The 26,779-nt window shown below is 66.8% G+C and carries 22 protein-coding genes; 8 read left to right on the top strand and 14 right to left on the bottom strand.

Annotation, left to right across the window (positions count from 1 at the left end; all coding sequences use genetic code 11):
• Positions 1-69 precede the first annotated feature (69 nt).
• The 4 genes from glgC to glgX all read left to right on the top strand — a co-directional run bounded on the left by glgC (position 70) and on the right by glgX (position 6,405).
• Entirely contained in the window at positions 70-1,332 is a 1,263-nt protein-coding gene (glgC, locus tag KV697_RS15780) for a glucose-1-phosphate adenylyltransferase (RefSeq protein ID WP_219018997.1), read from the top strand.
• 8 nt (positions 1,333-1,340) lie between these two features.
• On the top strand, positions 1,341-2,795 hold the full coding sequence (gene glgA / locus KV697_RS15775; protein ID WP_219018996.1) for a glycogen synthase GlgA: 1,455 nt from the start codon (positions 1,341-1,343) through the stop codon (positions 2,793-2,795).
• The gene (locus KV697_RS15770; RefSeq protein ID WP_219018995.1) at positions 2,792-4,444 is read left to right on the top strand and encodes an alpha-D-glucose phosphate-specific phosphoglucomutase; all 1,653 of its coding nucleotides are present in this window, start codon (positions 2,792-2,794) and stop codon (positions 4,442-4,444) included. The genes glgA and KV697_RS15770 overlap by 4 nt, the downstream gene beginning before the upstream one ends.
• A 164-nt stretch (positions 4,445-4,608) precedes the next feature.
• Positions 4,609-6,405 carry a glycogen debranching protein GlgX gene (gene glgX / locus KV697_RS15765; protein WP_219018994.1) on the top strand — a complete coding sequence of 599 codons (1,797 nt, stop codon included), beginning with the start codon at positions 4,609-4,611 and terminating at the stop codon, positions 6,403-6,405.
• Here glgX and cyoD read toward each other — a convergent pair.
• From cyoD to KV697_RS15740, 5 genes are all read right to left on the bottom strand, one after another.
• Entirely contained in the window at positions 6,402-6,785 is a 384-nt protein-coding gene (gene cyoD, locus KV697_RS15760) for a cytochrome o ubiquinol oxidase subunit IV (RefSeq protein WP_056436502.1), read from the bottom strand. The two genes, glgX and cyoD, sit on opposite strands and share 4 nt — an antisense overlap.
• Positions 6,782-7,417: a cytochrome (ubi)quinol oxidase subunit III gene (locus KV697_RS15755; protein WP_056436499.1), complete on the bottom strand. Its 636-nt coding sequence runs from the start codon at positions 7,415-7,417 to the stop codon at positions 6,782-6,784. The genes cyoD and KV697_RS15755 overlap by 4 nt, the downstream gene beginning before the upstream one ends.
• Entirely contained in the window at positions 7,414-9,426 is a 2,013-nt protein-coding gene (cyoB, locus tag KV697_RS15750) for a cytochrome o ubiquinol oxidase subunit I (RefSeq protein WP_219018993.1), read from the bottom strand. Before cyoB ends, KV697_RS15755 begins: the two co-directional genes overlap by 4 nt.
• Positions 9,423-10,256 carry a ubiquinol oxidase subunit II gene (gene cyoA, locus KV697_RS15745; protein ID WP_257575371.1) on the bottom strand — a complete coding sequence of 278 codons (834 nt, stop codon included), beginning with the start codon at positions 10,254-10,256 and terminating at the stop codon, positions 9,423-9,425. The genes cyoB and cyoA overlap by 4 nt, the downstream gene beginning before the upstream one ends.
• A gap of 104 nt (positions 10,257-10,360) precedes the next feature.
• The gene (locus KV697_RS15740) at positions 10,361-10,804 is read right to left on the bottom strand and encodes a hypothetical protein (RefSeq protein WP_219018991.1); all 444 of its coding nucleotides are present in this window, start codon (positions 10,802-10,804) and stop codon (positions 10,361-10,363) included.
• A 77-nt stretch (positions 10,805-10,881) separates the two neighbouring features.
• On the opposite strand from KV697_RS15740, the gene KV697_RS15735 reads away from it, so the two are divergent.
• On the top strand, positions 10,882-11,724 hold the full coding sequence (locus tag KV697_RS15735) for an HpcH/HpaI aldolase/citrate lyase family protein (protein ID WP_219018990.1): 843 nt from the start codon (positions 10,882-10,884) through the stop codon (positions 11,722-11,724).
• A 105-nt stretch (positions 11,725-11,829) separates the two neighbouring features.
• Here the strand turns inward: KV697_RS15735 and KV697_RS15730 are convergent, their stop codons facing one another.
• The 9 genes from KV697_RS15730 to KV697_RS15690 form a co-directional block, all read right to left on the bottom strand.
• Complete coding sequence (locus tag KV697_RS15730; RefSeq protein WP_219018989.1) at positions 11,830-13,827, bottom strand: acetyl-CoA carboxylase biotin carboxylase subunit; 1,998 nt, start codon at positions 13,825-13,827, stop codon at positions 11,830-11,832.
• 149 nt (positions 13,828-13,976) lie between these two features.
• Positions 13,977-14,999 carry a biotin synthase BioB gene (gene bioB, locus KV697_RS15725; protein ID WP_219018988.1) on the bottom strand — a complete coding sequence of 341 codons (1,023 nt, stop codon included), beginning with the start codon at positions 14,997-14,999 and terminating at the stop codon, positions 13,977-13,979.
• Positions 15,000-15,013: 14 nt separating this feature from the next.
• Positions 15,014-17,269: a methylmalonyl-CoA mutase gene (gene scpA / locus KV697_RS15720; protein WP_219018987.1), complete on the bottom strand. Its 2,256-nt coding sequence runs from the start codon at positions 17,267-17,269 to the stop codon at positions 15,014-15,016.
• Positions 17,270-17,341: 72 nt separating this feature from the next.
• The gene (locus tag KV697_RS15715; protein WP_219021441.1) at positions 17,342-18,100 is read right to left on the bottom strand and encodes an enoyl-CoA hydratase-related protein; all 759 of its coding nucleotides are present in this window, start codon (positions 18,098-18,100) and stop codon (positions 17,342-17,344) included.
• Between the two features lie 8 nt (positions 18,101-18,108).
• Positions 18,109-18,528 carry a methylmalonyl-CoA epimerase gene (mce, locus tag KV697_RS15710; RefSeq protein ID WP_219018986.1) on the bottom strand — a complete coding sequence of 140 codons (420 nt, stop codon included), beginning with the start codon at positions 18,526-18,528 and terminating at the stop codon, positions 18,109-18,111.
• A 156-nt stretch (positions 18,529-18,684) separates the two neighbouring features.
• Positions 18,685-20,211, bottom strand: coding sequence for an acyl-CoA carboxylase subunit beta (locus tag KV697_RS15705; RefSeq protein WP_219018985.1), 1,527 nt, complete (start codon positions 20,209-20,211; stop codon positions 18,685-18,687).
• Positions 20,212-20,490: 279 nt separating this feature from the next.
• A complete protein-coding gene (locus tag KV697_RS15700) occupies positions 20,491-21,423 on the bottom strand; it encodes a 50S ribosomal protein L11 methyltransferase (RefSeq protein ID WP_219018984.1) in 933 nt (310 codons plus the stop codon).
• Entirely contained in the window at positions 21,413-22,108 is a 696-nt protein-coding gene (locus KV697_RS15695) for an SDR family NAD(P)-dependent oxidoreductase (RefSeq protein WP_219018983.1), read from the bottom strand. Before KV697_RS15695 ends, KV697_RS15700 begins: the two co-directional genes overlap by 11 nt.
• A gap of 184 nt (positions 22,109-22,292) precedes the next feature.
• Positions 22,293-23,675, bottom strand: coding sequence for a methyl-accepting chemotaxis protein (locus tag KV697_RS15690; protein ID WP_219018982.1), 1,383 nt, complete (start codon positions 23,673-23,675; stop codon positions 22,293-22,295).
• 130 nt (positions 23,676-23,805) lie between these two features.
• Here KV697_RS15690 and sdhC point away from each other — a divergent pair, with 130 nt between their 5' ends.
• From sdhC to sdhA, 3 genes are read left to right on the top strand one after another with little or no spacing between them, the layout of a single operon-like run.
• Complete coding sequence (sdhC, locus tag KV697_RS15685; protein ID WP_306822656.1) at positions 23,806-24,291, top strand: succinate dehydrogenase, cytochrome b556 subunit; 486 nt, start codon at positions 23,806-23,808, stop codon at positions 24,289-24,291.
• Complete coding sequence (gene sdhD, locus KV697_RS15680) at positions 24,291-24,674, top strand: succinate dehydrogenase, hydrophobic membrane anchor protein (protein ID WP_219018981.1); 384 nt, start codon at positions 24,291-24,293, stop codon at positions 24,672-24,674. Before sdhC ends, sdhD begins: the two co-directional genes overlap by 1 nt.
• Positions 24,674-26,482, top strand: a complete 1,809-nt coding sequence (gene sdhA / locus KV697_RS15675) for a succinate dehydrogenase flavoprotein subunit (RefSeq protein ID WP_056433568.1) — start codon at positions 24,674-24,676, stop codon at positions 26,480-26,482. Before sdhD ends, sdhA begins: the two co-directional genes overlap by 1 nt.
• Positions 26,483-26,779 lie beyond the last annotated feature (297 nt).

Genomic DNA, 26,779 nt, shown 5'->3' with positions numbered 1-26,779 from the left:
CGAATTTGCCTGGAATAACAACGCGCCGATCAAGCGTTGCGACACTAACATACGGACAGGAGACGGACGATGGACCTGAGGCGCGGACAACCGCTGGCGCGCGATGCCATGGCCTATGTGCTGGCGGGCGGCCGTGGCAGCCGCCTCATGGAAATGACCGACACCCGCGCCAAGCCCGCCGTCTATTTCGGCGGCAAGGCCCGGATCATCGACTTTGCCCTGTCCAACGCGATCAACTCGGGCATCCGCCGCATCGGCGTGGCGACCCAGTACAAGGCGCATTCGCTGATCCGCCACCTCCAGCGCGGCTGGAACTTCCTGCGCGACGAACGCAACGAGAGCTTCGACATCCTGCCCGCCAGCCAGCGGATCAGCGAATTCCAATGGTATGAGGGCACCGCCGACGCGGTGTTCCAGAATATCGACATCATCGAAAGCTATGCGCCCGAATTCATGGTCATCCTGGCGGGCGACCATGTCTACAAGATGGACTATGAGCTGATGCTCCAGCAGCATTGCGACAGCGGTGCCGACGTCACCGTCGCCTGTCTGGAAGTCCCCTGCGCAGAGGCCAGCGCGTTCGGCGTGATGCATGTTGACGAGACCGACCGCATCGTCGATTTCGTCGAAAAGCCCGCCGATCCGCCCTCCATTCCCGGCAATCCGGGCGTGTCGCTGGCGTCGCTGGGCATCTATGTCTTCCGCACCGCCTTCCTGTTCGAGCAGCTGCGCCGCGATGCCGCCACCCCCGGCTCGTCGCGCGACTTCGGCAAGGACATCATCCCCTATCTGGTCGAGCACGGCAAAGCGCAGGCGCACCGCTTCTCCGCCAGTTGCGTCCGTTCCGACGACGAACCCGGCGCCTATTGGCGCGATGTCGGCACGGTCGATGCCTATTGGGAGGCCAGCCTCGACCTGACCGACGTGGTGCCGCAGCTCGACCTCTACGACCGTAGCTGGCCACTCTGGACCTATGCCGAGATCACGCCGCCCGCCAAGTTCGTCCATGACGTCGAGGGACGGCGCGGGTCGGCGGTGGCCAGCCTCGTCGCGGGCGACTGCATCGTGTCCGGCTCGACCATCAACCGCTCGCTGCTGTCGACGGGGGTGCGCACGCACAGCTTCGCCTCGCTCAACGAGGCGGTCGTCCTGCCCTTCTGCCAGATCGGACGCGGCGCGCAGCTGCGGCGCGTGATCCTCGACCGCGGCGTCAGGATTCCCGACGGGCTGGTGGTCGGGGAAGACCCGGTGCTCGACGCACACCGGTTCCGGCGCACCGACAAGGGCATCTGCCTGATCACCCAGCCGATGATCGACCGTCTGGCCAACTGAAAGTCCCCATGACCCTTTCCGTCCTGTCGGTCGCCTCGGAGGCGTTCCCGCTCATCAAGACCGGCGGCCTCGCCGATGTGGTCGGCGCGCTGCCCGAGGCGCTGGCGCCGCACGACATCGCCGTCACCACGCTGATCCCCGGTTTCCCCAAGGTGATGCGCGCGATCGGTGAGGACGCGCCGCGCGTCCATCACTGGACGCACATCATCGGCACCGAAGCATATTTGCGCGAGGCGATGATCGGCACGCACCGACTGCTGGTGATCGAGGCGCCGCAGCTTTGGGAGCGCGAGGGGCTTCCCTATGTCGATACCGACGGCAATGACTGGCACGACAATTGGCGGCGCTTCGCGGTGCTGGCGCGGGCGGGCGCGGACCTCGCCTCGGGTGCGGTGCCGGGTTATGACTTCGACCTGCTCCACGCGCATGACTGGCAGGCGGCGCTCGCCCCCGCCTTTCTCCATTACGCGCCCGGCCCCGGCAAGGTCGCCAAGAGCATCGTCACCATCCACAACATCGCCTTTCAAGGCTCGTTCGCGGCCCACCATTTCCCCGATCTGGGCCTGCCCCCCGAGGCGTGGAGCGTCGACGGCGTCGAATATTACGGCCAGATCGGCTATCTGAAGGCGGGATTGCGGACGGCGGATGCGATCACCACGGTCAGCCCGACCTATGCCGAGGAAATCCACCGGGTTCAGTATGGCATGGGGCTGGAAGGGCTGATCGCCGCGCGTGCCGAGTGCGTCAGCGGCATCGTCAACGGTATCGACCCCGCCATCTGGAGTCCCAAGGCCGACCCCGCCCTGCCCGCCCCCTTCACCGTCGACACGCTGGACGATCGCATCGCCAACAAGCGCGCGGTCGAGCAGGCGTTCGGGCTGGACGAGGATGACAGCCCGATCTTCACCGTCATCAGCCGCCTGACCTGGCAAAAGGGCATGGACGTGCTGGTCGAGGTGATCGACGATCTGGTGGCGCTGGGCGGACGGCTGGTCGTACTCGGCACCGGCGACCCGGCGCTGGAGATCGCCTTCGCCACCGCCGCCCTTCGCCATCCGGGCCGCGTGGCGGTGCGCATCGGCTATGACGAGCCGGTCTCGCATCTGCTCCAGGGCGGCTGCGACGCGATTTTGATCCCCTCGCGCTTCGAGCCGTGCGGGCTGACCCAGCTTTACGGCCTGGCCTATGCCTGCGTGCCCGTCGTCGCGCGCACCGGCGGGCTGGCCGACACGATCATCGACGCCAACGAGGCGGCGCTGGCCATGGGTGTTGCGACCGGGCTTCAGTTCGATACTGTCACCACCGACAATATCGTCGCGGTCCTGCGTCGCACGATGAGACTTTATGCCGACCAAGACCAATGGCGGACCATCCAGGTCAATGGCATGAACGCCGACTATAGCTGGCACCATAGCGGCCGCCACTATGCAGAACTCTATCGATCCGTGCTGGGGAACCCATGATCAAGACCGTCGCGACCGAGCCTTATCTCGACCAGAAGCCCGGCACCTCGGGCCTGCGCAAGAAGGTTCGCGTCTTTCAGCAGCCCAACTATGCCGAGAATTTCGTCCAGTCGGTGTTCGACGCGCTGGGCGATGAAAAGACCGGCCAGACGCTGGTGATCGGCGGCGACGGTCGCTTCCTGAACCGCGAAGTGATTCAGGTCGCGATCCGCATGGCGGCGGCGAACGGCTTTGCCCGCGTCGTGGTCGGCCAGGGCGGCATCCTTTCGACCCCGGCGGCCAGCAATGTGATCCGCCAGCGCAAGGCATTGGGCGGTCTGGTCCTGTCGGCCAGCCACAATCCCGGCGGGCCGGACGAAGACTTCGGCATCAAGTACAACATCTCCAACGGCGGCCCCGCGCCGGAGAAGGTGACCGACGCGATCCACGCCAACACCAAGTCGATCAGCCGCTGGCTGACCGTCGAGGCCGACGACATCGACCTCGACACGCTGGGCGAGGTGACGGTCGGCGACATGGTGGTCGAGGTGACGGTCGGCGACATGGTGGTCGAGGTGATCGATTCGGTCGCGGACTATGCCGCGCTGATGGAAAGCCTGTTCGACTTCGCCGCGATCCGTCGCGCGGTCGAGGGCGGCTTCACCATGTCGTTCGACGCGATGAGCGCGGTGACCGGGCCGTACGCGACCGAGATTCTGGAGAACCGGCTGGGCTTCGCCAAGGGCACGGTAAAAAACGGCACGCCGCTTCCCGATTTCGGCGGGCATCACCCCGACCCCAATCTGGTCCATGCCAAGGAATTGTACGACCGGATGATGGCGCCTGACGCGCCCGATTTCGGCGCGGCGTCGGACGGCGACGGCGACCGCAACCTGATCATCGGACGCGGCCGCTTCATCACGCCATCGGACAGCCTGGCGATGCTGGCGGCGAACGCGCATCTCGCGCCCGCCTATGCGGGGGGCCTGAAGGGTATCGCCCGCTCGATGCCGACCAGCGCCGCCGCCGACCGCGTGGCCGAAAAGCTGGGCATCCCGGCGTACGAGACGCCGACCGGCTGGAAGTTCTTCGGCAATCTGCTCGACGCGGGCATGGCGACCATCTGTGGCGAGGAAAGCGCGGGCACCGGCTCGGACCATGTGCGCGAGAAGGACGGACTGTGGGCGGTGCTGCTCTGGCTCAACATCCTTGCCGCCTCGAGCAAGTCGGTCGACCAGATCGCGCGCGATCACTGGGCGACCTATGGCCGCAACTATTATGCGCGCCACGACTATGAGGGCGTCGAGAGCGAGCGCGCCGATGCGCTGATGGCCGATCTGCGCGCCAAGCTGGCCACCCTGCCGGGCGAGACGTTCGCGGGGCTAACGGTCGAGACGGCGGACGACTTCGCCTATACCGATCCGACCGACCAGTCGGTCAGCCGCAACCAGGGCATTCGCGTGTTGTTCGTGGGCGGCAGCCGCGTCGTGTTCCGCCTGTCGGGCACCGGCACCAGCGGCGCGACCCTGCGCGTCTATCTGGAACGTTATTCGGCCGATCAGCTCGACCGCGAAACGCCGGAGATGCTGGCGGACATCATCGCGGCGGCGGACGAGATTGCAGGGATCACCCAGCATACCGGCCGTACCGAACCCGATGTGGTGACATAAGGCCCCTACAATTCCTCCCCTGCAAGGGGAGGTGGCAGCGCAAAGCGCTGACGGAGGGGTGTCCCCGGTTTCGAGGTCATACCGCACGCACCAGCGGTGACACCCCTCCACCAGCTTCGCTGGTCCCCCTCCCCTTGCAGGGGAGGATTTGAAATGATCGCACCATGACGAATCAGTCTGCCCAGCCCCTTGGCGCCACCCCCGTCCCCGGCGGCACCCGCTTCGCCGTGTGCTCGACCGCCGAGCGGGTGGAGCTATGCCTGTTCGACGGCGCAGACGAACGCCGTCTCACGATGACCCGCGACGGCGATGTGTGGGTCGCTACCGCCCCGGGCACGAACCATCTCTATGGCTACCGCGCCCACGGTGAATACGACCCGGCCCGCAACCTGTGGTTCGACCCTGCCAAGCTGCTGGTCGATCCTTACGCGCTCGAACTCGACCGCCCCTTCATCCAGTCGCCGCGTCTGGCGGCCTATGGCGAAGACACCGCCGACATCGTCCCGCGCGCCCGTGTCGTCACGCCGCTGAATGACACCCCCGCTCCGCCGCTGTTCCGGCCGGGCGGACTGATCTACGAACTCAATGTGCGCGGCTTCACCATGCGCCACCCCGCCATCCCGCCCGAACAGCGCGGCACCTTGGCGGCGCTCGCCCATCCCGCCGTGCTGGACCATCTGCGCAAGCTGGGCGTCGCGGCGGTCGAGCTCATGCCGATCACCGCCGCCATCGACGAGCGCCATCTGCCACCGCTCGGCCTGCGCAATGCCTGGGGTTACAATCCGGTGGTGCCGATGGCGCTGTGCCCGGAGCGGGTGCCGGGCGGCGTCGCCGAATTGGTCTCGACCGTCGCGGCGCTGCGGCAGGCCGGGATCGGCATCATCCTCGACCTGGTGTTCAACCATATGGGCGAAAGTGACGTCCATGGCGGCACGCTCTCCTTTCGCGGGCTGGACCCGGATGCCTATGCGCGGACGGACGGCACGCTCATCAACGACGCAGGCACCGGCAACACGCTCGACGCCAGCCGCCCCGGCGTCCGTGCGATGATCCTCGACAGCCTGCGCCATTTCGCGCGGGCAGGCGTGGACGGCTTCCGCTTCGACCTGGCGCCGGTGCTGGCGCGCGGACCAGGCTTCGACGCCCGCGCGCCGATCTTCGCCGAGATCGCCGCCGACCCGATCCTCTCGACCCGCGTCATGATCGCCGAGCCCTGGGACATCGGCCCAGGCGGCTATCAGCTCGGAGCTTTCCCCGAGCATTGGCTGGAGTGGAACGACAAGTACCGCGACCAGGTCCGCCGCTTCTGGCGCAGCGACGGTAGGGCGGGCGATCTGGCGACGCGAATCGCAGGCTCGGCGGATGTGTTCGCCAGCGCCGCCAGCCGCTCGGTCAACTTCGTCGCGGCACATGACGGCTTCACCCTCGCCGATCTGGCCGCCTATGCCGGGCGCCACAACCACGCCAATGGCGAGGACAATCGCGACGGGCATGGCGACGAGGTGTCGTGGAACCATGGGCAGGAAGGGCCGACAGACGATCCCTCCATCCGCGCCGGCCGCACCCGTTCGGTCCGCGCGATGCTCGCGACCCTGTTCCTGTCGCGCGGCACGCCGATGCTGACCGCAGGCGACGAGTTCGGCCGCAGTCAGAACGGCAACAACAACGGCTATGCCCAGGACAACGAGACGACATGGCTCGACTGGGAGGCTCGCGACGAGGCGCGGGAGGATTTCGTCGCACAGCTCAGCGCCTTCCGCAGAGATACGCCGGTGGACTGGACCGACTGGCTGGCCGGGGCCGAATGGCGCACCCTGTCCGGGGTGCCGATGACGCCGGGGGATTGGGACAAGGGCGACGGCTTTGCCCTTCATCTGCCGATGGGCGACCAGAGCCTGATCCTGCGCTTCGACCGCACGCATGGCGTCTCCGCCATCCGGGGCACTGCACTGGAAAGCTAAGGCGTCGCCATCGGTCCCATCAGATTGTGGTTCAGATGCCCCATGATCCAGATCGAGCCCAGCAGCACCAGTGCCACGATCAGGATGCCGAACAATAGCGCCAGCACATTGTTGCTGTTGTCCGGCCCGGTCGTGATGTGGAGGAAGAACACCAGGTGCACCCCCATCTGCCCGATCGCCAGCGCGACCAGTGCGGCGGGGACGGCGGGCCCCCAGACGATATCGAACTGAACCAGTGCAAAGGACGCCGCCGTCAGGATCGCGGCGGCGACCAGCCCGATCGCATAGCTGCGGATGCCGCCTACGACCGAGTCCTTCTCGCTCTCCACGCCCGGCGCGGTTTCGTCGCGGGCCATTTCCTCGTCGGGCCGCTCGCTCATCCGCGCACTCCCATCAGGTAAACCATGGTGAACAGCGCCACCCAGATGATGTCGAGCGCGTGCCAGAACAGGCTGAAGCACAGGATGCGGCGCAGGATATCCTCGCGGAACCCCTTGGCCCAGGCCTGCGCCATCATCGTCGTCAGCCAGAGCATGCCCAGCAGGACGTGCAGCCCATGGCATCCGACCAGCGCAAAAAAGGCCGACAGGAACGCACTGCGCCCCGGCCCTGCCCCCTCGCCGATCAGGTGCAGGAACTCATAGGTCTCCAGCGCCAGGAAGCCCGCACCGAGCAACCCGGTCGCCGCCATCGCGATCTGGAACCAGCGCATGTCGCGCGCCAGCGTGGCAATCCCCGCCAGCCCGCAGGCGAAGCTGGACAGGAGCAGCAGCACCGTCTCCGTCTCGACCAGCTTCAGCTCGAACAGGTCCTTGCCCGAGGGACCGCCCGCCGTCGCATCCTTCAGAACCGCATATCCGGCAAAGAAGCAGGCGAACAGGATGAAGTCCGACAGCAGGAAGATCCAGAAGCCATAGGACACCACCACCCGCTTGGGCGCGGGGCCGTCCGGGTTCGGCTCGGCCGAACGGCCCAGCTTGTTGGGATCATGCGTCTGCGCCGCCCCGCTCATGACAGTGCCTCTTCGGGCAGGTCGAGCAGCGTCGCCTTGCTGCGGCGGCGGGCCTGGTCCAGCCGTTCGACCTCCTCGACCGGGATTTCATACTCGGCCTTGTCCCGCCATGCGAAGACGATGAACGTCCCCCACGCGCCGAAGAAGCCCAGAACGACCAGCCACCAGATATGCCAGATCAGCGCAAAGCCCATGGCCGTGGCAAAGAAGGCCGCGACGATCCCCGTCGGCGAATTGCGCGGCATCTCGATCGGCTCGTAATCGGGGCGATCGGACAAGGCGCGGTTCTCGCGCGCCTTCGCCTTGATGCCCCAATAGGCTTCCTCGCCCTTCACATCGGGCAGCACCGCAAAGTTGAAGGCGGGCGGCGGCGAGGTGGTGATCCATTCCAGCGTGCGCCCGTCCCAGGGGTCGCCGCTTTCGTCGATCCGGTCGGCCCGCGTCTTGATCGAGACGTAAAGCATCATGACCTGACACGCGATGCCGGCGGCGATCAGCAGCGCGCCGACGCCCGCGACCAGCAGCCAGGGATGCCAGCCCGGCACGTCATAATGCTGCATCCGGCGCGTCATGCCCATCAGGCCGAGGACATAGAGCGGCATGAAGGCGACGTAGAAGCCGCTGATCCACAGCCAGAAGGCGCGCTTGCCCCAGGTCTCGTCCAGGGTGAAGCCGAACATCTTGGGGAACCAGAAGGTGAAGCCCGCAAAGGCGCCGAACAGCACGCCGCCGATGATGACGTTATGGAAATGCGCGACCAGGAACAGCGAGTTGTGCAACACGAAATCGGCCGGGGGCACCGCCAGCATCACGCCGGTCATGCCGCCGATCACGAAGGTCACGATGAACCCGATCGACCACAGCATCATCGACGTATAGCGGATGCGCCCGCCATACATGGTGAACAGCCAGTTAAAGACCTTCACCCCCGTCGGCACCGCGATGATCATCGTCGTGATGCCGAAGAAGCCGTTTACATCGGCCCCGGCCCCCATGGTGAAGAAATGGTGCAGCCAGACCATGAAGGACAGGATGCAGATCACCATGGTCGCGATGACCATCGATCGATAGCCGAACAAAGGCTTGGACGAGAAGGTCGAGATGATCTCGGAAAACACCCCGAAGGCGGGCAGGATGAGGATGTAGACTTCCGGGTGCCCCCAGGCCCAGATGAGGTTGACGAACATCATCTGGTTGCCGCCCGCTTCGGGCGTGAAGAAGTGGAAGCCGAGATAACGGTCGAGGATCAGCATGCCGAGCACGGCGGTCAGCACCGGAAAGGCCGCGACGATCAGCAGGTTGGAGGCCAGTGACGTCCAAGTGAACATCGGCATCCGGCTGTAACCCATGCCGGGTGCGCGCATCTTCAAGATGGTGGTGACGAGGTTCACGCCCGATAGCAGCGTCCCCATCCCCGATATCTGGAGCGCCCATAGATAATAATCGACGCCCACGCCGGGCGAGAAACGCAGCTCCGACAGCGGCGGATAGACCAGCCAGCCGGTCTTGGCGAACTCGCCGATGACCAGGCTCATATTGATGAGCAGCGCGCCGCTGGCGGTCAGCCAGAAACTCACAGAGTTGAGCGTCGGGAATGCCACATCGCGCACGCCCAGTTGCAGCGGCACGACGAAATTCATCAACCCGATCATGAACGGCATCGCCACGAAGAAGATCATGATCGTGCCATGCGCCGAGAAGATCTGGTCGTAATGATCGGGCGGCAGATAGCCTTCATTACCGTAGGCGATCGCCTGTTGCGACCGCATCAGCAGCGCGTCCGAAAAGCCGCGCAGCAGCATGACGCCCGCCAGCAGACAATACATGACGCCGATCCGCTTATGGTCGACGCTCGTGATCCATTCGTTCCAGATGTAGGGCAGATGCCCACGCCGCCACACCCAGATGAAGACGCCCAGCAGGACCAGCCCGATGACGCCCGCCGACACCAGGGGCAGCGGTTCGTGGAACGGGATCGAGTCCCAGCCGAGCTTGCCCGTGAAACTCATTGCTCGCGCCCGTCCTTGGCTTTTTCACCCTCGGGCGCGCCGTTCCTCATGACGATCTGGTCGTAAAGGCCAGGCTGGAGCCTGGGATAGCTGGCGGGGCGGACGTTGCGGCTGGGATGCGCCATGGCGACGAACTCATTCCAGTCGAGCGTCTTGCCCTGTCCTCCCTGCGCGGTCGCGACGAAGCGATCGAAGCTGGCCTGCGGCACCGCATCGACGAAGAAGTCCATATCGGCAAAGCCCTCCCCGCTATAATGCGCCGACAGCCCGCGATAGCGCCCGGCGTTGTCGGCGCGCAGGTGGAGCGTCGAGTCCATGCCCGACATGGCGTAGATCTGGCTGCCCAGCTGCGGCACGAAGAAGCTGTTCATCACGCCTGCCGAGGTGATGCGGAACTTGACCGGCGTGCCGACCGGCACGACCAGCCGGTTTATCGTCGCGATCCCCTGTTCGGGATAGAGGAACAGCCATTTCCAGTCGGTCGCGACGACCTCGACGGTCATCGTCCTGGCCTTGGACGCGATGGGCTTGGGCGGGTCGAGATCGTGGCTGCCGATCCAGGCAATGCCGCCCAGGAACATGATCGCCAGCGCGGGGATCGACCAGACCAGCAGCTCCAGTCGCCCCGAATAGGCCCATTCGGGCAGATGCTTGGCACGGGTATTACCCGCCCGGAACCACCAGCCGAACGCGAAGGCCAGGATGATGACCGGCACCACGATGGCCAGCATCACCGCCAGCGAGTTGAAAAAGATGCTGCGCTCGCCCGCCGCGATCGGCCCGGCGGGGTCCAGGATGCCCGGCTCACAGGCGGAAAGGACGACGCACAACCCAAGGCACGCAAAACGCGCGGGAATTTGGGCGAGGCGCGGATCGCGGAACATTCACCGAGTGAACGGCGGCCTGCTGCTTTCGTTCCGCCCCCGCAAAGGGATCAGGCGGCGAGTCTTCGCCCCTCGCTGTCGTCGCTGTCATTGGCGGGTCGCTCCACCCGGCGCGGGCGAGCGGTCCGGCTCGCGGACATCCGCCCGGCCCAGCGGCCGAAAACAGGCCAGCGCGCCAGCATCGAGGAGGACAGCACCGCCACCATGGCCAATTCGGCCACCCCGCCCCATTCGATTGCCGAGGCGAGCATGACCAGATCGCCCATCGGCGCGGCCGCCGCGGCCAGCATGCGAATCTCGTCGATTTCGAACCAGATGGCGAGGCCCAACAGCGCGATCCCCAGCGCCATCATCGCCCAATGCCCCGGACGGACCCGGCCGAGCAGCCGCGCGGGGGCCTCGACCAGCATGGCCGCCAGCCAGCGGCTGATGGGCAGATCCGGCCAGACGTAAAGCGTGATCGTCAGCCCCAGCAGCAACAGCGTCGCGATCATATCATCCCCCCTCGAGGTTTCGATTATGGAGCGCCCCCGCCATTTTACCAGAGGCGTGACGCCGCTATGCTCGCACCATGACCCTGCGCAGCGCCCTGTTCCTCCCCGCCTCCAACCCCCGCGCCATCGCCAAGGCGCGTAGGCTGGACAGCGATGCGGTGATCCTTGACCTGGAGGACGCGGTCGCGCCCGACGCCAAGGCCGTGGCGCGCGGCGCGGCGGTGGCGGCGGTGCGCGAGGGGGGCTTTGGCGAGCGGGTGCTCGTCGTGCGGACGAACGGGTTCGACAGCCCCCATGCAGCCGAAGACCTCGCCGCGCTGGCAGAAACGCCTCCGGCGGCTGTGCTGATCCCCAAGGTCGACGATGTGGCGACGCTGGCCGCCGCACGGGCGGCGCTCGGGCCGGACGTGCCGCTCTGGGCGATGATCGAGACGTGTCGCGGAATCCTGTCGCTAGGCGCGATCGCAGGGGCCGCGAGGGAGTTGGGGCTGACCGCCCTGATCGCGGGGACGAACGATCTGGCGAAAGAGATGCGCCTGCCCTCGCCCCCCGCGCCCGAGGCGTTGCTGCCCTTGCGCGTCCAGATCGTCGTCGCCGCCCGGAGCGCTGGGCTGGTCGCGCTGGACGGCGTATGCAACGCCCTCGACGCACCCGATCGGCTGGCGGCGGAATGTGCCGAAGGGCGGCGTCTGGGCTTCGACGGCAAGACGCTGATCCATCCCAATCAGATCGCTGCGGCGAATACCGGATTCGGCCCGGACGCGGCCGAGATCGCTTGGGCGCGGAGGGTGGTGGAGGCCTTCGCCGATCCCGCGCAAGCGGCGCTGGGCGCGATCCGGCTGGATGGCCAGATGGTCGAACGCCTGCATCTGATGGAGGCGGAGCGAATCTTGGCGCTTGTCCAGCGACCGGCCGAATGATCCGCCCTCACCCTTCCCACCCGCTTGCAGCGGGCGGGCCCCTTCCCTCTCCCGCCGGGAGAGGGAGGGAGGCGCAAAGCGCCGGAAGGGTGAGGGTGTGTCGGCTTACTCCAACTCCAAAATCACCGCATCCACCGCAAGGCTGTCGCCGGTTTTCGCGGAGATTGCCTTGACGGTGCCCGTCTTGGCGGCGCGGAGGATGTTTTCCATCTTCATCGCCTCGACCACCGCCAGCGGCTGTCCGGCCTCGACCTTGTCACCCTCGGCGACGTCCAGCCGGACGAGCAGGCCCGGCATCGGGGCGATGAGGAACTTCGACAGGTCGGGCGGCACCTTTTCGATGAGGTGCTGCGCGTAGGGGGCGGCGCGGGCGGGGAGCACGCGGACCAAGTGGCTGGCCCCGCGCGTGGTCAGCTTGAAGCCGGTGCGGGTCTTGGCGATGCGGACGTGGAGCGTCTCGCCCGCTTCATCCTCGACCGCGATCATCCGGTCGCCGGGGGTGTAGGCGATGGCGAGGTCGAGGTCCGCACCATCGACACTGATGCTATCGGTCGAGACGTTGACCTGATGATCCGTGCCGCCGATCCGCACCGTCCAGTCGGCGGGCGGTTGCAGCCGGTGACCGAGTTGGCCGTCGATGCGGCGGGCGCGGTCGGCCTCGGCGGTGGCGGCGAAGGCGGCGACGGCGGCGAGGGTCTGGGTCAGTTCGGCAGAGGCGGGCGCGCCGTGGAAGCCCTCGGGATATTCCTCGGCGATGAAGCCGGTCGACAGCGCGCCGCTTCGGAAGCGCGGATGCTGCATCAGCGCGGACACGAAGTCGATATTGGTCCCCGGCCCGACGATCTCGAACGCGTCGAGCGCGGCGATCTGCGCGTCGATCGCGGCTTCGCGGGTCGGCGCCCAGGTGACCAGCTTGGCGATCATCGGGTCATAGAACATGCTGACCTCGCCACCCTCGGCCACGCCGTCATCGACGCGCACGCGCACGTCGTCATCGGCATGCTCGGCGGGCGGGTTGTAGCGCACCAGCCGCCCGGTCGAGGGCAGGAAACCGCGATACGGGTCCTCGGCATAGACGCGGTTCTCGATCGACCAGCCGGTCAGGGTCACATCGTCCTGGCCGAACGCCAGCGGCTCTCCGGCGGCAACGCGGATCATCTGCTCGACCAGATCGAGCCCGGTGATCTCTTCGGTGACGGGATGCTCGACCTGGAGCCGGGTGTTCATCTCGAGGAAGTAGAAGCTCTGGCCGGTGGTATCCGCCCCCGACACGATCAGCTCGACAGTGCCCGCCGAATAATAGCCGACCGCGCGCGCCAGCGCGACCGCCTGCTCGCCCATGGCGCGGCGCATCTCGGGGGTGACGAAGGGCGACGGGGCTTCCTCGACCACCTTCTGGTGGCGGCGCTGGACCGAGCATTCGCGCTCGCCGAGATAGACGATATTGCCGTGCTGGTCGCCGAGGACCTGGATTTCGATATGGCGGGGGCTCTCGATGAACTTCTCGATGAAGACCCGGTCGTCGCCGAAGCTGGCGAGCCCTTCGCGCTTGGTCGCCTCGAAGCCCTCCCGCACATCCGCCTCGGACCAGGCGAGTCGCATGCCCTTGCCGCCGCCACCCGCGCTGGCCTTCATCATGACGGGGAAGCCGATGTCGGTGGCGATGCGCACCGCCTCTTCCGTATCGGCGATCTCGCCCAGATAGCCGGGGACGACGTTGACGCCTGCGGCCTTGGCGAGCTTCTTGGATTCGATCTTGTCACCCATCGCGGCGATGGCGTTGGGCGGTGGGCCGATGAACGCCACGCCCGCCTCTGCGCAGGCGCGGGCGAAGCTCTCGCGCTCCGACAGGAAGCCATAGCCGGGGTGGATCGCGTCCGCACCGGTCGCGTGCGCGGCGGCGAGGATCAACTCGGCCTTGAGATAGCTTTCGGCGGCGGGTGCGGGGCCGAGGCGGACCGCTTCATCGGCCAGCCGGACATGCGGTGCGCTGGCGTCGGCGTCGGAATAGACCGCGACGGTCGCGATGCCCATGGCCCGCGCCGTGCGGATGACCCGGCACGCAATTTCCCCGCGATTGGCGATCAGGATTTTCTGGAACACGGGGAAACCTCTCCTTTTATGTCGTTGGTCCGTGTCACTTGTTCCCCGGCGAAGGCCGGGGTCCAGTTTCTTTATGGCCGGTGGCGCGCCATCTTGAGTTCACCGCAACTGGGCCCCGGCCTTCGCCGGGGAACAGGGCCGTGGAAGGGTCACTCCGCCGCGACCCGCATCGGCTCGGCACCTTCCATCGGCTTCAGGCCCAACTTGGCGAACAGCGCCGCATCCGCATCGTCGCCCGCATTGCCCGCAGTCAGCAGCTTGTCGCCGGTGAAGATCGAGTTCGCCCCCGCCATGAAGCACAAAGCCTGCGTCGCCGCCGACATGCTCTCGCGCCCCGCCGACAGGCGGACCATGCTCATCGGCATGGTGATGCGCGCGACCGCGACGGTGCGGACGAACTCGATATCGTCGATGCGCGCCAGCGGCGTGTCGGCCAGCATGTCGCCCAGAACCGTGCCCTTGACCGGGACCAGCGCATTGACCGGCACGCTTTCGGGATGGCGCGGCAGGGTGGCGAGCGCATGGACGAAGCCGACCCGGTCGCCGCGCGTCTCGCCCATGCCGACGATGCCGCCGCAGCAGACCGAAATCCCCGCCTCGCGGACGTTGGACAGCGTCTCCAGCCGGTCCTCGAAGCAGCGCGTCGTGATGACGTTGGCGTAGTTTTCGGGCGAGGTGTCGATGTTATGGTTGTAATAATCGAGCCCCGCCTCGGCCAGCCGCTGCGCCTGGGGGGCGTCGAGCATGCCGAGCGTCATGCAGGTCTCCAGCCCCATGGCCTTCACGCCCTCGACCATGGCGACGACCTTGTCCATGTCGCGCTCCTTGGGACTGCGCCACGCCGCGCCCATGCAGAAACGCTGCGAGCCCGCCGCCTTGGCCTCGGCCGCCGCCGCTAGCACGGCCTGAACGTCCATCAGCTTTTCGGCCTTCACGTCGCTTTCGGCGGACGCGCTTTGCGAGCAGTAGCCGCAATCCTCGGGGCAGCCGCCGGTCTTGATCGAGCAGAGCGTGCACAGCTGCACCTCGTCCGCCGCATGATGCGCACGGTGGACCTCGGCCGCGCGGAACAGCAGCTCGGTGAAGGGCAGGTCGAACAGCGCGGCGATCTCGGCGCGGGTCCAGTCGGTGCGGAGGCTCGCCTCGGGGCGGATCGCGGTGGTCGTCGTCATCACGTCGTGTCCTGTCATTCGCCCGTCTCGGGCGGCATATTATGGCCCAGCAGCCTCAGCACATCTTCGGCCGCTTTCACAAGATTGGTGCCGGGGCCGAAAATCGCCTGCACCCCGGCATCGTAGAGCGCCTGATAGTCCTGCGCGGGAATAACGCCACCCGCGATGACCTTGATATCGGCACGGCCCGCGTCGCGCAGATGGCCGATCAGTTCGGGGATCAGCGTCTTGTGCCCGGCCGCCAGGCTGGAGGCGCCGACCACGTCGACGTCACGGGTCAGCGCCACTTGCGCGGCTTCCTCCGGCGTCTGGAACAGCGCACCGGGCACCACCTCAAAGCCCAGATCGCCGAACATCGAGGAGACGAGGTTCGCGCCCCGGTCATGCCCGTCCTGGCCCATCTTGGCAACGAACAGCCGGGGCTTGCGGCCCAGACGCCGCTCGACCGCCTCGACGCCCCGGATCAGGCGCGCCCAGCGCTCGTCCTCGGCGTAAGCACCGCCATATACACCCGATACCGGGGTCGGCTGCGTACCGTAACGGCCGAATACATCCTCCAGCGCGGCAGAAATCTCGCCCAGGGTCGCCCGCGCCCGCGCCGCTTCCACGGCGAGTGCCAAGAGGTTCGCCCCCATTCCTCCCCCGGCGGGGGAGGTGGCAGCGGCGTCAGCCGCTGACGGAGGGGTGTCCACGCTCGAGAGGGGTGACACCCCTCCGTCATCGCTGCGCGATGCCACCTCCCCTTGCAGGGGAGGAATTCGGGCGGCGTTACGCAAGGCATCGAGTGCCGCTTGGGCCGCCGCTTCGTCGCGCGCGGCCTTCACCGCCGCGATCCGCGCCACCTGACCCGCGCGCACCGCGTGGTTGTCGATATCGAGAATCTCGACCGGCGCTTCATCCTGAAGCCGGTATTTGTTGACCCCGACGATGACATCCTCGCCGCGATCGACCTTGGCCGCACGTGCCGCTGAGGCTTCCTCGATCATCGCCTTGGGCCAGCCCGCCGCGACCGCCTTGGCCATGCCGCCCTCGGCCTCGATCCGCTCGATCAATTCCCACGCACCATCGACCAGGCTCTGCGTCAGGTTCTCGACATAATAGCTGCCACCCAGCGGATCGACGACCTTGGTCATCCCCGTCTCCTCCTGCAGCACGATCTGCGTGTTGCGCGCGATCCGGGCGGAAAAGTCGGTGGGCAGCGCGATGGCCTCGTCCAGCGCATTGGTGTGCAGGCTCTGCGTGCCGCCCAGCATCGCCGCCATTGCCTCGATGGTGGTGCGGATGACGTTGTTATACGGGTCCTGCTCAGTCAGCGACACGCCCGACGTCTGGCAATGGGTGCGCAGCATCTTGGAGCGCTCGTCCTTCGCCCCCAGTTGCGTCATCGCCCGGTGCCACAGCACGCGCGCGGCACGCAGCTTGGCGACCTCCATGAAGAAGTTCATGCCGATCGCGAAGAAGAAGGACAGGCGGCCCGCGAACTTGTCGATATCCAGGCCCGACGCCACGCCATACTTCACATATTCCATGCCATCGGCGATGGTGAAGGCCAGCTCCTGGAGCTGCGTCGCCCCGGCCTCCTGCATGTGATAGCCCGAGATCGAGATGCTGTTGAACTTCGGCATCTCGGCCGAGGTATAGGCGAAGATGTCCGAGATGATCCGCATGCTCGGCTCGGGCGGATAGATATACGTATTGCGGACCATGAACTCCTTGAGGATGTCGTTCTGGATGGTCCCTTCCAGCTTCGAGCGGTGAACGCCCTGTTCCTCAGCCGCGACGATGAAGAAGGCCAGCACCGGGATCACCGCGCCGTTCATCGTCATCGAGACCGACATGGCATCGAGCGGAATGCCGTCGAACAGGATCTTCATATCCTCGACCGTGTCGATCGCGACGCCCGCCTTGCCGACATCGCCCGTCACGCGCGGGTGGTCGCTGTCGTAACCCCGGTGCGTCGCCAGATCGAAGGCGACCGACAGCCCCTTCTGCCCCGCCGCTAGATTGCGGCGGTAAAAGGCGTTCGACTCCTCGGCGGTCGAGAAGCCCGCATATTGCCGGATCGTCCAGGGGCGGCCTGCATACATGCTGGCGCGCACGCCGCGCGTGAAGGGCGCGAAGCCCGGCAGGCCGGGATCGGTCGTCACATCCTCGGCCGTATAGAGCGGCTTGACCGTGATCCCCTCGGGCGTCTGCCAGTCGAGATCGCGACCCTTCACCTCCTTGGCGGCAAGGGCTTCCCACTCGGACAGCTCAGGGCGTTCGGCCATCGGCCACTCCTCATCCACTCTTATTTTGTTTCACTAGAGCGAAATCATCGTGCGCGCGCAAGAGGCGGCATCTTACCGCCCCAGGAAACGCGGCGGGCGCTTTTCGAAAAAGGCCCGGCCGCCTTCCTCGCCGTCCTGCGTCGCGCGGGCGGCACGCTGGTCCTCCGCCTCGCGGGTCAGCGCGGTGGCATAGTCGCTGTCGAACCCGGCATGGAGCGCGCGGCGCATCAGCCCCAGCGCGACGCTCGGTCCCGCCGCCAGCCGCCCGGCAAGGACCAGCGCTTCGGCATCGAGCGCATCGTCGGTCACGACCTTGTGGACCATGCCCCAATCGAGCGCACGGGTCGCCGGAACCCGCTCGCCCAGCATCATCATCTCGGCGGCACGCGCACGGCCGATCAGGCGGGGCAGCATCCAGCTCGCCCCGCCGTCGGGCACCAGCCCGATATTGACGAAGGCGTGGAGGAAATAGGCATTCTCGCTCGCGACGCAGAAATCGGCGGCGAGCGCCAGGCTGCACCCGATCCCCGCCGCCGCGCCCCGCACCGCGCTGACCACGGGAATGGGCAGATCGGCGAGCGCCAGCATCGCGGGGTTGTAATGCTCGACCAGCGCGGTGTGGACGGTATCGGGGCCGACATCGCCGCCCGATATGTCCGCCCCCGAACAAAAGGCCCGCCCCTCGCCCGCGACCAGCACCGCGCGGGCATCGCCTCGCTCGTTCAAGGCCTGCCGGATCGCATCGAACAGCGCGGGCGGCGCGGCGTTCAGCCGCTCGGGCCGGTTGAGGGTCAGGACCAGGACATCGCACCGGCGTTCGACGCGCAGCATGGCTTCGCTCAATGCCCCTCTCCCGGCGTTTCCATCAGTTCGACCAGCACCCCACCCATGTCGCGCGGATGGAGGAAGACGACCGGCGTGCCATGCGCACCGATGCGCGGCTGGCCCAGCAGCGTCGCGCCTTTTTCCTGAAGCTCGGCGACGGCGGCGGCCATGTCGGCCACCTCGAAGCAGAGGTGATGCTGTCCACCCGCCGGGTTCTTCCTGAGGAAGTTGGCGATGGGCGAGCTTTCGTCCAGCGGCTGGATCAGTTCGATCTGCGTATTCGGCGCGTCGATGAAGCACACCCGCACACCCTGCGGCGGCAGGTCGAACGGCGCACCGATCGCGTTGGCACCCAGGATATGGCGATAGGTTTCGACCGTCTTGTCGATCGAAGGGGTGGCGATGCCGATATGGTTGAGATGGCCCAGGGTCATGCGCGCTTCCGATCGGTTTGCGTGACGAGAGCGCCAGCCCTCCCCCATCCCCTCCCGCTTGCGGGAGGGGCGTGTTTGGGGGCAGCTCTCGCCCAGAGCTTCTCCCCTCCCGCAGGCGGGAGGGGATGGGGGAGGGCTCCCCCGCCCGCGACCAGCTCAGAGCGGCAGATTGTCATGCTTCTTCCACGGGTTCGCGAGGTCCTTGTTGCGCAGCTTGCGCAGACCCAAGGCGATACGGCGGCGGGTCGAGTGCGGCTGGATCACCTCGTCGACAAAGCCCTTGCTGGCCGCCACGAACGGGTTGGCGAAGCGTGCCTCATATTCGGCCGTGCGCTCGGCGATTTCCTCCGGCGTCTTGCCGCGGAAGATGATCTCGACCGCGCCCTTGGCGCCCATCACTGCGATTTCGGCGGTCGGCCAGGCATAGTTGAGGTCGCCGCGCAGATGCTTGGACGCCATCACGTCGTACGCGCCGCCGTAAGCCTTGCGGGTGATGACCGTAATCTTCGGCACCGTCGCCTCGGCATAGGCGAAGAGCAGCTTGGCGCCATGCTTGATGATGCCGTTATGCTCTTGGGCGGTACCGGGCAGGAAGCCGGGTACGTCGACGAAGGTCACGATCGGAATCTCGAACGCGTCGCAGAAGCGCACGAAGCGCGCCGCCTTGCGGCTGGCATTGATGTCGAGCACGCCCGCCAGCACCATCGGCTGGTTGGCGACGAAACCGACCGTCCGCCCCTCGATCCGGCCGAAACCGGTGATGATGTTGGCGCCGTGGGCGGGCTGCACCTCGAAGAAATCGCCCTCGTCGACGACCTTGGCGATCAGCTCGTGCATGTCATAGGGCTGGTTGGCGCTGGCCGGGATCAGCGTGTCGAGGCTTTCCTCGATACGGTCCCAGGCGTCGGCGGTCGGCCGCTCGGGCACGCCTTCGCGATTGTTGGCGGGCAGGAAGTCGATGAAGTCGCGCGCCGCCAGCAGCGCCTCGATATCGTCCTCGAACGCGACGTCGGCGACCCCGGTCTTCGTCGTGTGCGTCACCGCGCCGCCGAGCGCTTCCTGGGTGACGACCTCGTTCGTCACCGTCTTCACCACATCGGGTCCGGTGACGAACATATAGCTCGAATCCTTCACCATGAAGATGAAGTCGGTCATCGCCGGGCTGTAGACCGCGCCACCCGCGCAAGGGCCCATGATGAGGCTGAGCTGCGGCACCACGCCCGATGCCAGCACGTTGCGCTGGAACACCTCGGCATAACCGCCGAGGCTAGCCACGCCCTCCTGGATGCGCGCACCACCGCTGTCGTTCAGGCCGATGACGGGCGCGCCGACCTTCATCGCCATGTCCATGATCTTGCAGATCTTCTGCGCATGGCGCTCGGAGAGCGAGCCGCCGAAGACGGTGAAGTCCTGGCTGAAGACGAAGACCAGCCGCCCGTTGATCGTGCCCGAGCCGGTCACGACGCCGTCGCCGGGGATGACCTGTTCGGTCATGCCGAAGTCGGTGCAGTTATGCTCGACGAACATGTCGAGTTCCTCGAAGCTGCCCTCGTCCAGCAGCACATCGAGCCGCTCGCGCGCGGTCAGCTTGCCCTTGGCGTGCTGCGCGGCGACGCGCTTTTCGCCACCACCGGCCCGCGCGCCTTCGCGGCGGCGTTCCAGTTCGACCATCGTCGATGCCATGACCTCTCCTTACGTCTTTGCCGGGGCTTATGCCCGACTGGCGTAGGGGATGGCAATCGCGGGGATTTCCGTTTTCGTAAGGGGAAGGAGGGTGAACTAAGCTCCCCCTCCCGCAGGCGGGAGGGGGTTGGGGGGAGGGTTGGGAGTCTCACCGAGACCATCGCTCGTGGCCTTGCCCTCCCCCAGCCCAGTTTCAGGTAAACGATGCCCCGCATCGTTTAGGTCATGCCGGGGGCATGACCGACCTGAAACTCGCCTGCGGGAGGGGAGTAAAGAAGGTCAGATATCCAACGCCCAGCCGTTCCGCCCCTTGGGATCGAAAGGCGCGTTCGGCACGAATCGCTCCGCTCCCGCCCGCAACCGCAACACGCTCCAGTCGCCGCGCCGGTCGACCGTCTCCAGCGCACAACCGCACGCCTCATAGGCGGCGACCACATCGGCGCGCTGCGTCTCCAGCAGGCCCGCCAGCACCAGAGTCGCCCCCGATCCCGCGATCGCCGCCAGTTCGGGCGCCATGGAGATCAGCGGACCGGCCAGGATATTGGCAATGACCAGATCATAGGGCGCGCCCGCCATGATCGGGTCGGCCAGCGCCCCATCGGCGACGATCAGCTCGACGCCGTCCACGCCGTTGATCGCCGCATTCTCGGCGGTCACGTCGATCGCGATGGGGTCGATATCGGTCGCGACGACCTTGGCCTCGGGCCAGAGATGCCGCGCCGCAAAGGCGAGCAGGCCGGTGCCGGTGCCGACATCGATGGCGTTCCCAACCGTCTGCGAAGCCATCCCGTCGAGCATCGCGAGGCAACCGCTGGTGGTCTCGTGATGCCCGGTGCCGAATGCCCGGCCCGCCGGGATATGGAAACCGCGCAAGCCCTCCGGCACCGCCTCGTCGCCGGTGTGGACGAAGAAGCGCCCGACCGAGAGCGGCGCCAGCCCCGCCTGGCTCATCGTCACCCAGTCCTGCGCCGCCAGATGCTCGACCGTGGCGGGATGGTCGCCCGCGCTCGGCACCAGCGCGCGGATCGCTTCGATGGTGGCGGCATCTGGCTCGGCCTCGAAATAGGCGTCGAGTCGCCAATGCTCGCGATCGTCCTCCACCTCCTCGGTGGTCATGATAACCGCCTCGATCGCCAGGTCGTCGGCGGCGTCGATCGCCTCCGCCTCGTCGCGGGTGCAGGGCAGGGTCAGCTTCCAGCTGTCAGCGGACATAGCTGGCTCCATTCAAGTCGAGGACCGCGCCGGTCATCGAAGGGGGTGCGTCGATGCACAGGAAACGGACGGTTGTGGCGACTTCCTCAGGGCTGGCGACCCGGCCCAGCGGAATGTCGGCGAGCAGCTTGTCGCCGCCCCGGCTGGCCAGATAATCGTCCGCCATGCCGGTCATGGTGAAGCCGGGGCAAACGGCGAAGGCCAGGATTCCTTGCGCGGCATAGCCCCGCGCGATGGTCTTGGTCATCGCGACCATACCGCCCTTGGACGCGGCATAATGCCAGTGGGCGGGCGAGTCGCCGCGATAGGCGGCGCGACTGGCGATGTTGACGATGCGGCCCCCGACGCCCCGCCCCTGCCAGTGCAGCACGGCCAGGCGGCACAGCTCGGCCGAGGCGGTCAGGTTGATCTGCATGGTCCGCGCCCAGCTGTCCGACCAGTCATCGGCGTCGAGCGGGCTGGCCTCGAAAATCCCGGCATTGTTGACAAGGATGTCGATCGCGCCGCCCGCTTCGGCCAGCGCGGCGGCCCAGAGCCGCGCGGCGGCGCCCTCCTCCGACAGGTCCGTCGCGATGCCGGTGCGTGTGGCATGGCCCAGGACCCGCGTGTCGGGCAGGTCGCCCAGGCTCGATGCGATGGCTGCGCCGATGCCTCGGCTGCTGCCCGTTACCAATATCGTCGTCATGCCCCTGCCGTGCCGGGCGAGGGCCGATGCGTCAACCAGCTGGATCGATCCTCCCCGGCACGGGGAGGGGAACCGCCGCGAAGCGGTGGTGGAGGGGGCGTGCCGCTAGGGGTACCCGTTGAGGAAGCCCCCCTCCGTCAGGGCTACGCCCTGCCACCTCCCCGTGACCGGGGAGGATCAGGGATCAGGCCGCGACTCGCGCGACGAACTGGCTGGCGCTAGTCTTCAGGTCGCCCAGCTGCGTATCGAGATGGTCGAAGCCGCGCCCGACCCGGTCGATCTCCTGCGCGACATGCTCGGTATCCTGGCGGATCGCGGCGATGGTGTGCGACATCGAGTCGGCGGCCAAAGCGGTTTCGTCGACCGCCGCCGTGATCGCGGTGACGGTCTGAGCCTGCGCCTCCATGGCGTGGCGGATGCGCTCGGCCGAGACCTGCACCTCATGGACCGTGGCCTTGATCGAGGCGTTGGTCTCGACCGTCGAGCGGGTCGCGGCCTGGATCGCGGCGATCTTGGTGGCGATGTCGTCGGTGGCGCGCGCGGTCTGGCTGGCGAGGCTCTTCACCTCCTGCGCGACGACCGCGAAGCCCCGGCCCGCATCGCCCGCGCGCGCCGCCTCGATGGTGGCGTTGAGCGCAAGGAGGTTGGTCTGCCCGGCGATGTCGCGGATCAGGCCCAGGATCGATTCGATCGACTTGGCATGGTCGGACAACATCTCCGACATGCCGACCGCCTGCCCTGCCTGATCGGCGGCGCGGTTGGCAACATCGGCAGCCTGGTCGACCTCGGTCCGGGCATCCTCGATCGCGCGGATCAGCCCGGCGGCGGTCTGTGCCGCCTCGCGCATCGCGACGGCCGACTGTTCGGCGGCGGCGGCGACTTCGCTCGACTTGCCCAGCATCCCGCGCGTCGACATCGACGCCTCCTGCGCCTGGCGTCGCAGATCCTGCCCCTCGACCGACGCATTTTCCACCACCGCGGCGATGCCGTTGCGGAAGTCCCCCGCCAGCCGCTCGCGCTCGCGCTCGGCGCTCCAGTCGGCAAAGCCCGCGAATAGCTCGACGGTCAGCTCGGTCTCCATGCCGAACAGGCGGAGCAGCGTGTCGATCATCACCTCGCGGCGCGGGTCGTCGAGGGGCACCTCTTGCAGCAGCACCTTCAACGCCGCCCGGTCGCTGGCGCAGGACATGGCCAGCACATCCATCGGCGGCACCCCGGCGCCATAGGCCGAGGCGACCGAACGCCCCAGCGACTCGACCCAGTCGCGTCCCGACAGATTGCAAAAGCGGTTGCGCAGATAGGCGCGCCCTGCCGTCAGCTGCCGCTCGCGGTCCAGCTTGGTCCAGTCGGGCTCCCCCGGATTGGCAAGGCGCCAGTGATTCCAATACGCCTCGGTCACCTCATCAGCGCGCGCCTCGATGGCAGGCCAGAGATCGGCGGCGAGGCGCGTCAGCGAGCCGTCGCCTCCGTCGAAGGCACGAACCCGCGCGTCGAGATCGATCCCCGCGGTAATCTCGGTGGGCGGCGGCAGATCGGTCCTGGCAACATTATTTTCCCGCTCGGGCATATCGGCTTCCGCTTTCAGGCAATCGGAACGTGATCGCGCCGACTGTGCCGCGCAAAGCGTTAAGGGCGGGTTAGCCGCGTTCGCCTCCTGCCGTTCCCATCGCCTCAGGGCACGAATCTCGCCTCGCGGCTTGCATCCTGACGACGTCTTCACCATAGGCGTATCCGCAAACCAGCCCGACTTTAGACTGTTCGAGGATCTGCCCTTGGCCGCCCGCAACACCGCACGCCCGCTCTCCCCGCACCTCCAGATCTGGAAATGGGGTCCCAACATGCTGGTCTCCATTCTGCATCGTGCCACCGGCACGGGCATGGCGACCGTGGGCGCGGCGCTTCTCGTCTGGTTCCTGGCGGCTATCGCTGCCGGTCCCGAAAGCTATGCGACGTTCCGCGACGTCTTCACCGTATCGTCGGGCAAGCTGAACATCCTGGGCTATGTGGTCGGCATCGGCCTGACCGCCTCGCTGTTCCAGCACATGGCCAACGGCATCCGCCACCTGTTCATGGATGTGGGGGCGGGCTTCGAGCTGAAGTCGAACAAGCTGCAGGCGCAAGCCACCATCATCTTCGCCGTCGTAATGACGGTGGCCTTCTGGCTCTATCTGGGGATCAAGTGATGCGTTCCGGAACCGCGATCGGCCGCGTGCGCGGCCTGGGCTCGGCCAAGTCGGGCACCCATCACTGGCTGAACCAGCGCCTGACGGCGGGATCGAACTTCCTGCTGGTCGTCTGGCTGCTGATCTCGATCCTGCGTCAGCCTTCCTACGACTATGCCGCGATGCGGCTGTGGCTGGCCAATCCCTGGGCCGCCATCCCGATGGTGATGCTGGTCGCCTCGGTCTTCTATCACATGCGCCTCGGCCTCCAGGTCGTGATCGAGGATTACGAGCAGGACCAGAACCGGGTCGCGATGCTCGTCGTCATGAACCTGTTCGTCTTCACGATCGCCGCCGTCGCCATCTTCTCGATCCTCAAGATCGCCTTCGGAGCCGCTGCCTGATGTCCGCTGCCGCCTACAAGATCATCGACCACACCTATGACGCCGTCGTCGTGGGTGCGGGCGGCTCGGGCCTGCGCGCCACCATGGGTATCGCCGAGGCGGGTCTGAAGACCGCCTGCATCACCAAGGTGTTCCCGACGCGCAGCCATACCGTTGCCGCGCAGGGCGGCATCGCCGCCTCGCTGGGCAACATGGGTCCGGACCACTGGACCTGGCACATGTACGACACCGTCAAGGGGTCGGACTGGCTGGGCGACCAGGACGCGATCGAATATCTGTGCCGCGAGGCGCCCGCCGCCGTGTACGAGCTGGAGCATGCGGGCGTGCCGTTCAGCCGCACCGAAGAGGGCAAGATCTATCAGCGCCCCTTCGGCGGCATGATGCAGAATATGGGCGAGGGTCCGCCTGCGCAGCGCACCTGCGCCGCCGCCGACCGTACCGGCCACGCCATGCTGCACGCGCTGTACCAGCAGTCGCTGAAGTATGACGCGGACTTCTTCATCGAATATTTCGCGCTCGACCTGATCATGGACGATCAGGGCAATTGCCGCGGCGTCATCGCGCTGTGCATGGAAGACGGCTCGATCCACCGGTTCCGCGCGCATAACGTCGTGCTGGCGACCGGCGGCTATGGCCGCTGCTATTTCTCGGCCACCTCGGCGCACACCTGCACGGGTGACGGCGGCGGCATGGTGCTGCGCGCAGGCCTGCCGCTCCAGGACATGGAGTTCGTGCAGTTCCACCCGACCGGCATCTACGGCGCGGGCGTCCTCATCACCGAGGGTGCGCGTGGCGAAGGCGGCTACCTGACCAACTCCGAGGGCGAGCGCTTCATGGAGCGCTATGCGCCGTCGGCCAAGGATCTCGCCAGCCGCGACGTCGTGTCGCGTTCGATGGCGATGGAAATCCGCGAAGGGCGCGGCGTCGGCAAGGAGGGGGATCATATCTACCTCCATCTCGATCATATCGACCCGAAGGTCCTGGCCGAGCGCCTGCCCGGCATCACCGAGACCGGCAAGATCTTCGCCGGTGTCGACCTGACCCGCCAGCCGCTGCCCGTCACGCCGACCGTCCACTATAATATGGGCGGCATTCCGACCAACTATCACGGCGAAGTCGTCCGCCTGAAGGACGGCAACCCGGATTCGGTCGTCCCCGGCCTGTTCGCGGTCGGCGAAGCGGCCTGCGTATCGGTGCACGGCGCGAACCGCCTGGGCTCCAACTCGCTGATCGACCTCGTCGTGTTCGGCCGTGCGACCGGCCTGCGCATCAAGGACACGCTGAAGCCCGGCACGCCGCATGCGCCGCTGCCCGCCGGTTCGGAAGAGCTGGCGCTGGGCCGCCTGGACCACTTCCGCAACGCCGCCGGCAGCTCGACCACCGCCTCGGTGCGCAGCGAGATGCAGAAGACGATGCAGCGCCACTGCGCCGTGTTCCGTACCGACGAGCTGCTGACCGAAGGCCGCCAGATGATCCGCGCCACCTATGACCGGATGAAGGACATCGGCATCAAGGATCGCTCGCTGATCTGGAACACCGATCTGGTCGAGACGCTGGAGCTGGACAATCTGATCAGCCAGGCGGTCGTGACGATGGAATCGGCGCTGAACCGCAAGGAAAGCCGCGGCGCGCATGTGAACGAGGACTTCCCCGATCGCGACGACGCCAACTGGATGAAGCACACCGTCGCGACCTTCGACGGATGGGGCGGCCAGGGCGGCGGGGTCGAGATCGACTATCGCCCGGTGCATGATTACACGCTGACCGACGATATCGAGTATATCAAGCCGAAGAAGCGGGTGTACTAAGGCCTGTATCCAAGGTTCGGAAAAGAGGGGCTGGCGAGCGATCGCCAGCCCTTTTTTCTTCTTACTCCCCTCCCGCAGGCGGGAGGGGTTGGGGGAGGGAAAGTCACAAGCGATGTCGCCCGTGGGAACGACCCTCCCCCCATCCCCCTCCCGCCTGCGGGAGGGGGTGTGCCAAGCGGCAAGCGCCGGAATTGATCCACACCGCCAGCCCCCTTCTTCTCCCCTCCCGCAAGCGAGTTTCAGGTCGGTCATGCCCCCGGCATGACCTAAACGATGCGGGGCATCGTTTACCTGAAA

Source organism: Sphingomonas sanguinis (assembly GCF_019297835.1).
In the GTDB taxonomy this organism is placed as follows: domain Bacteria; phylum Pseudomonadota; class Alphaproteobacteria; order Sphingomonadales; family Sphingomonadaceae; genus Sphingomonas; species Sphingomonas sanguinis_D.
This window is presented reverse-complemented; position numbering and strand designations above follow the sequence as displayed.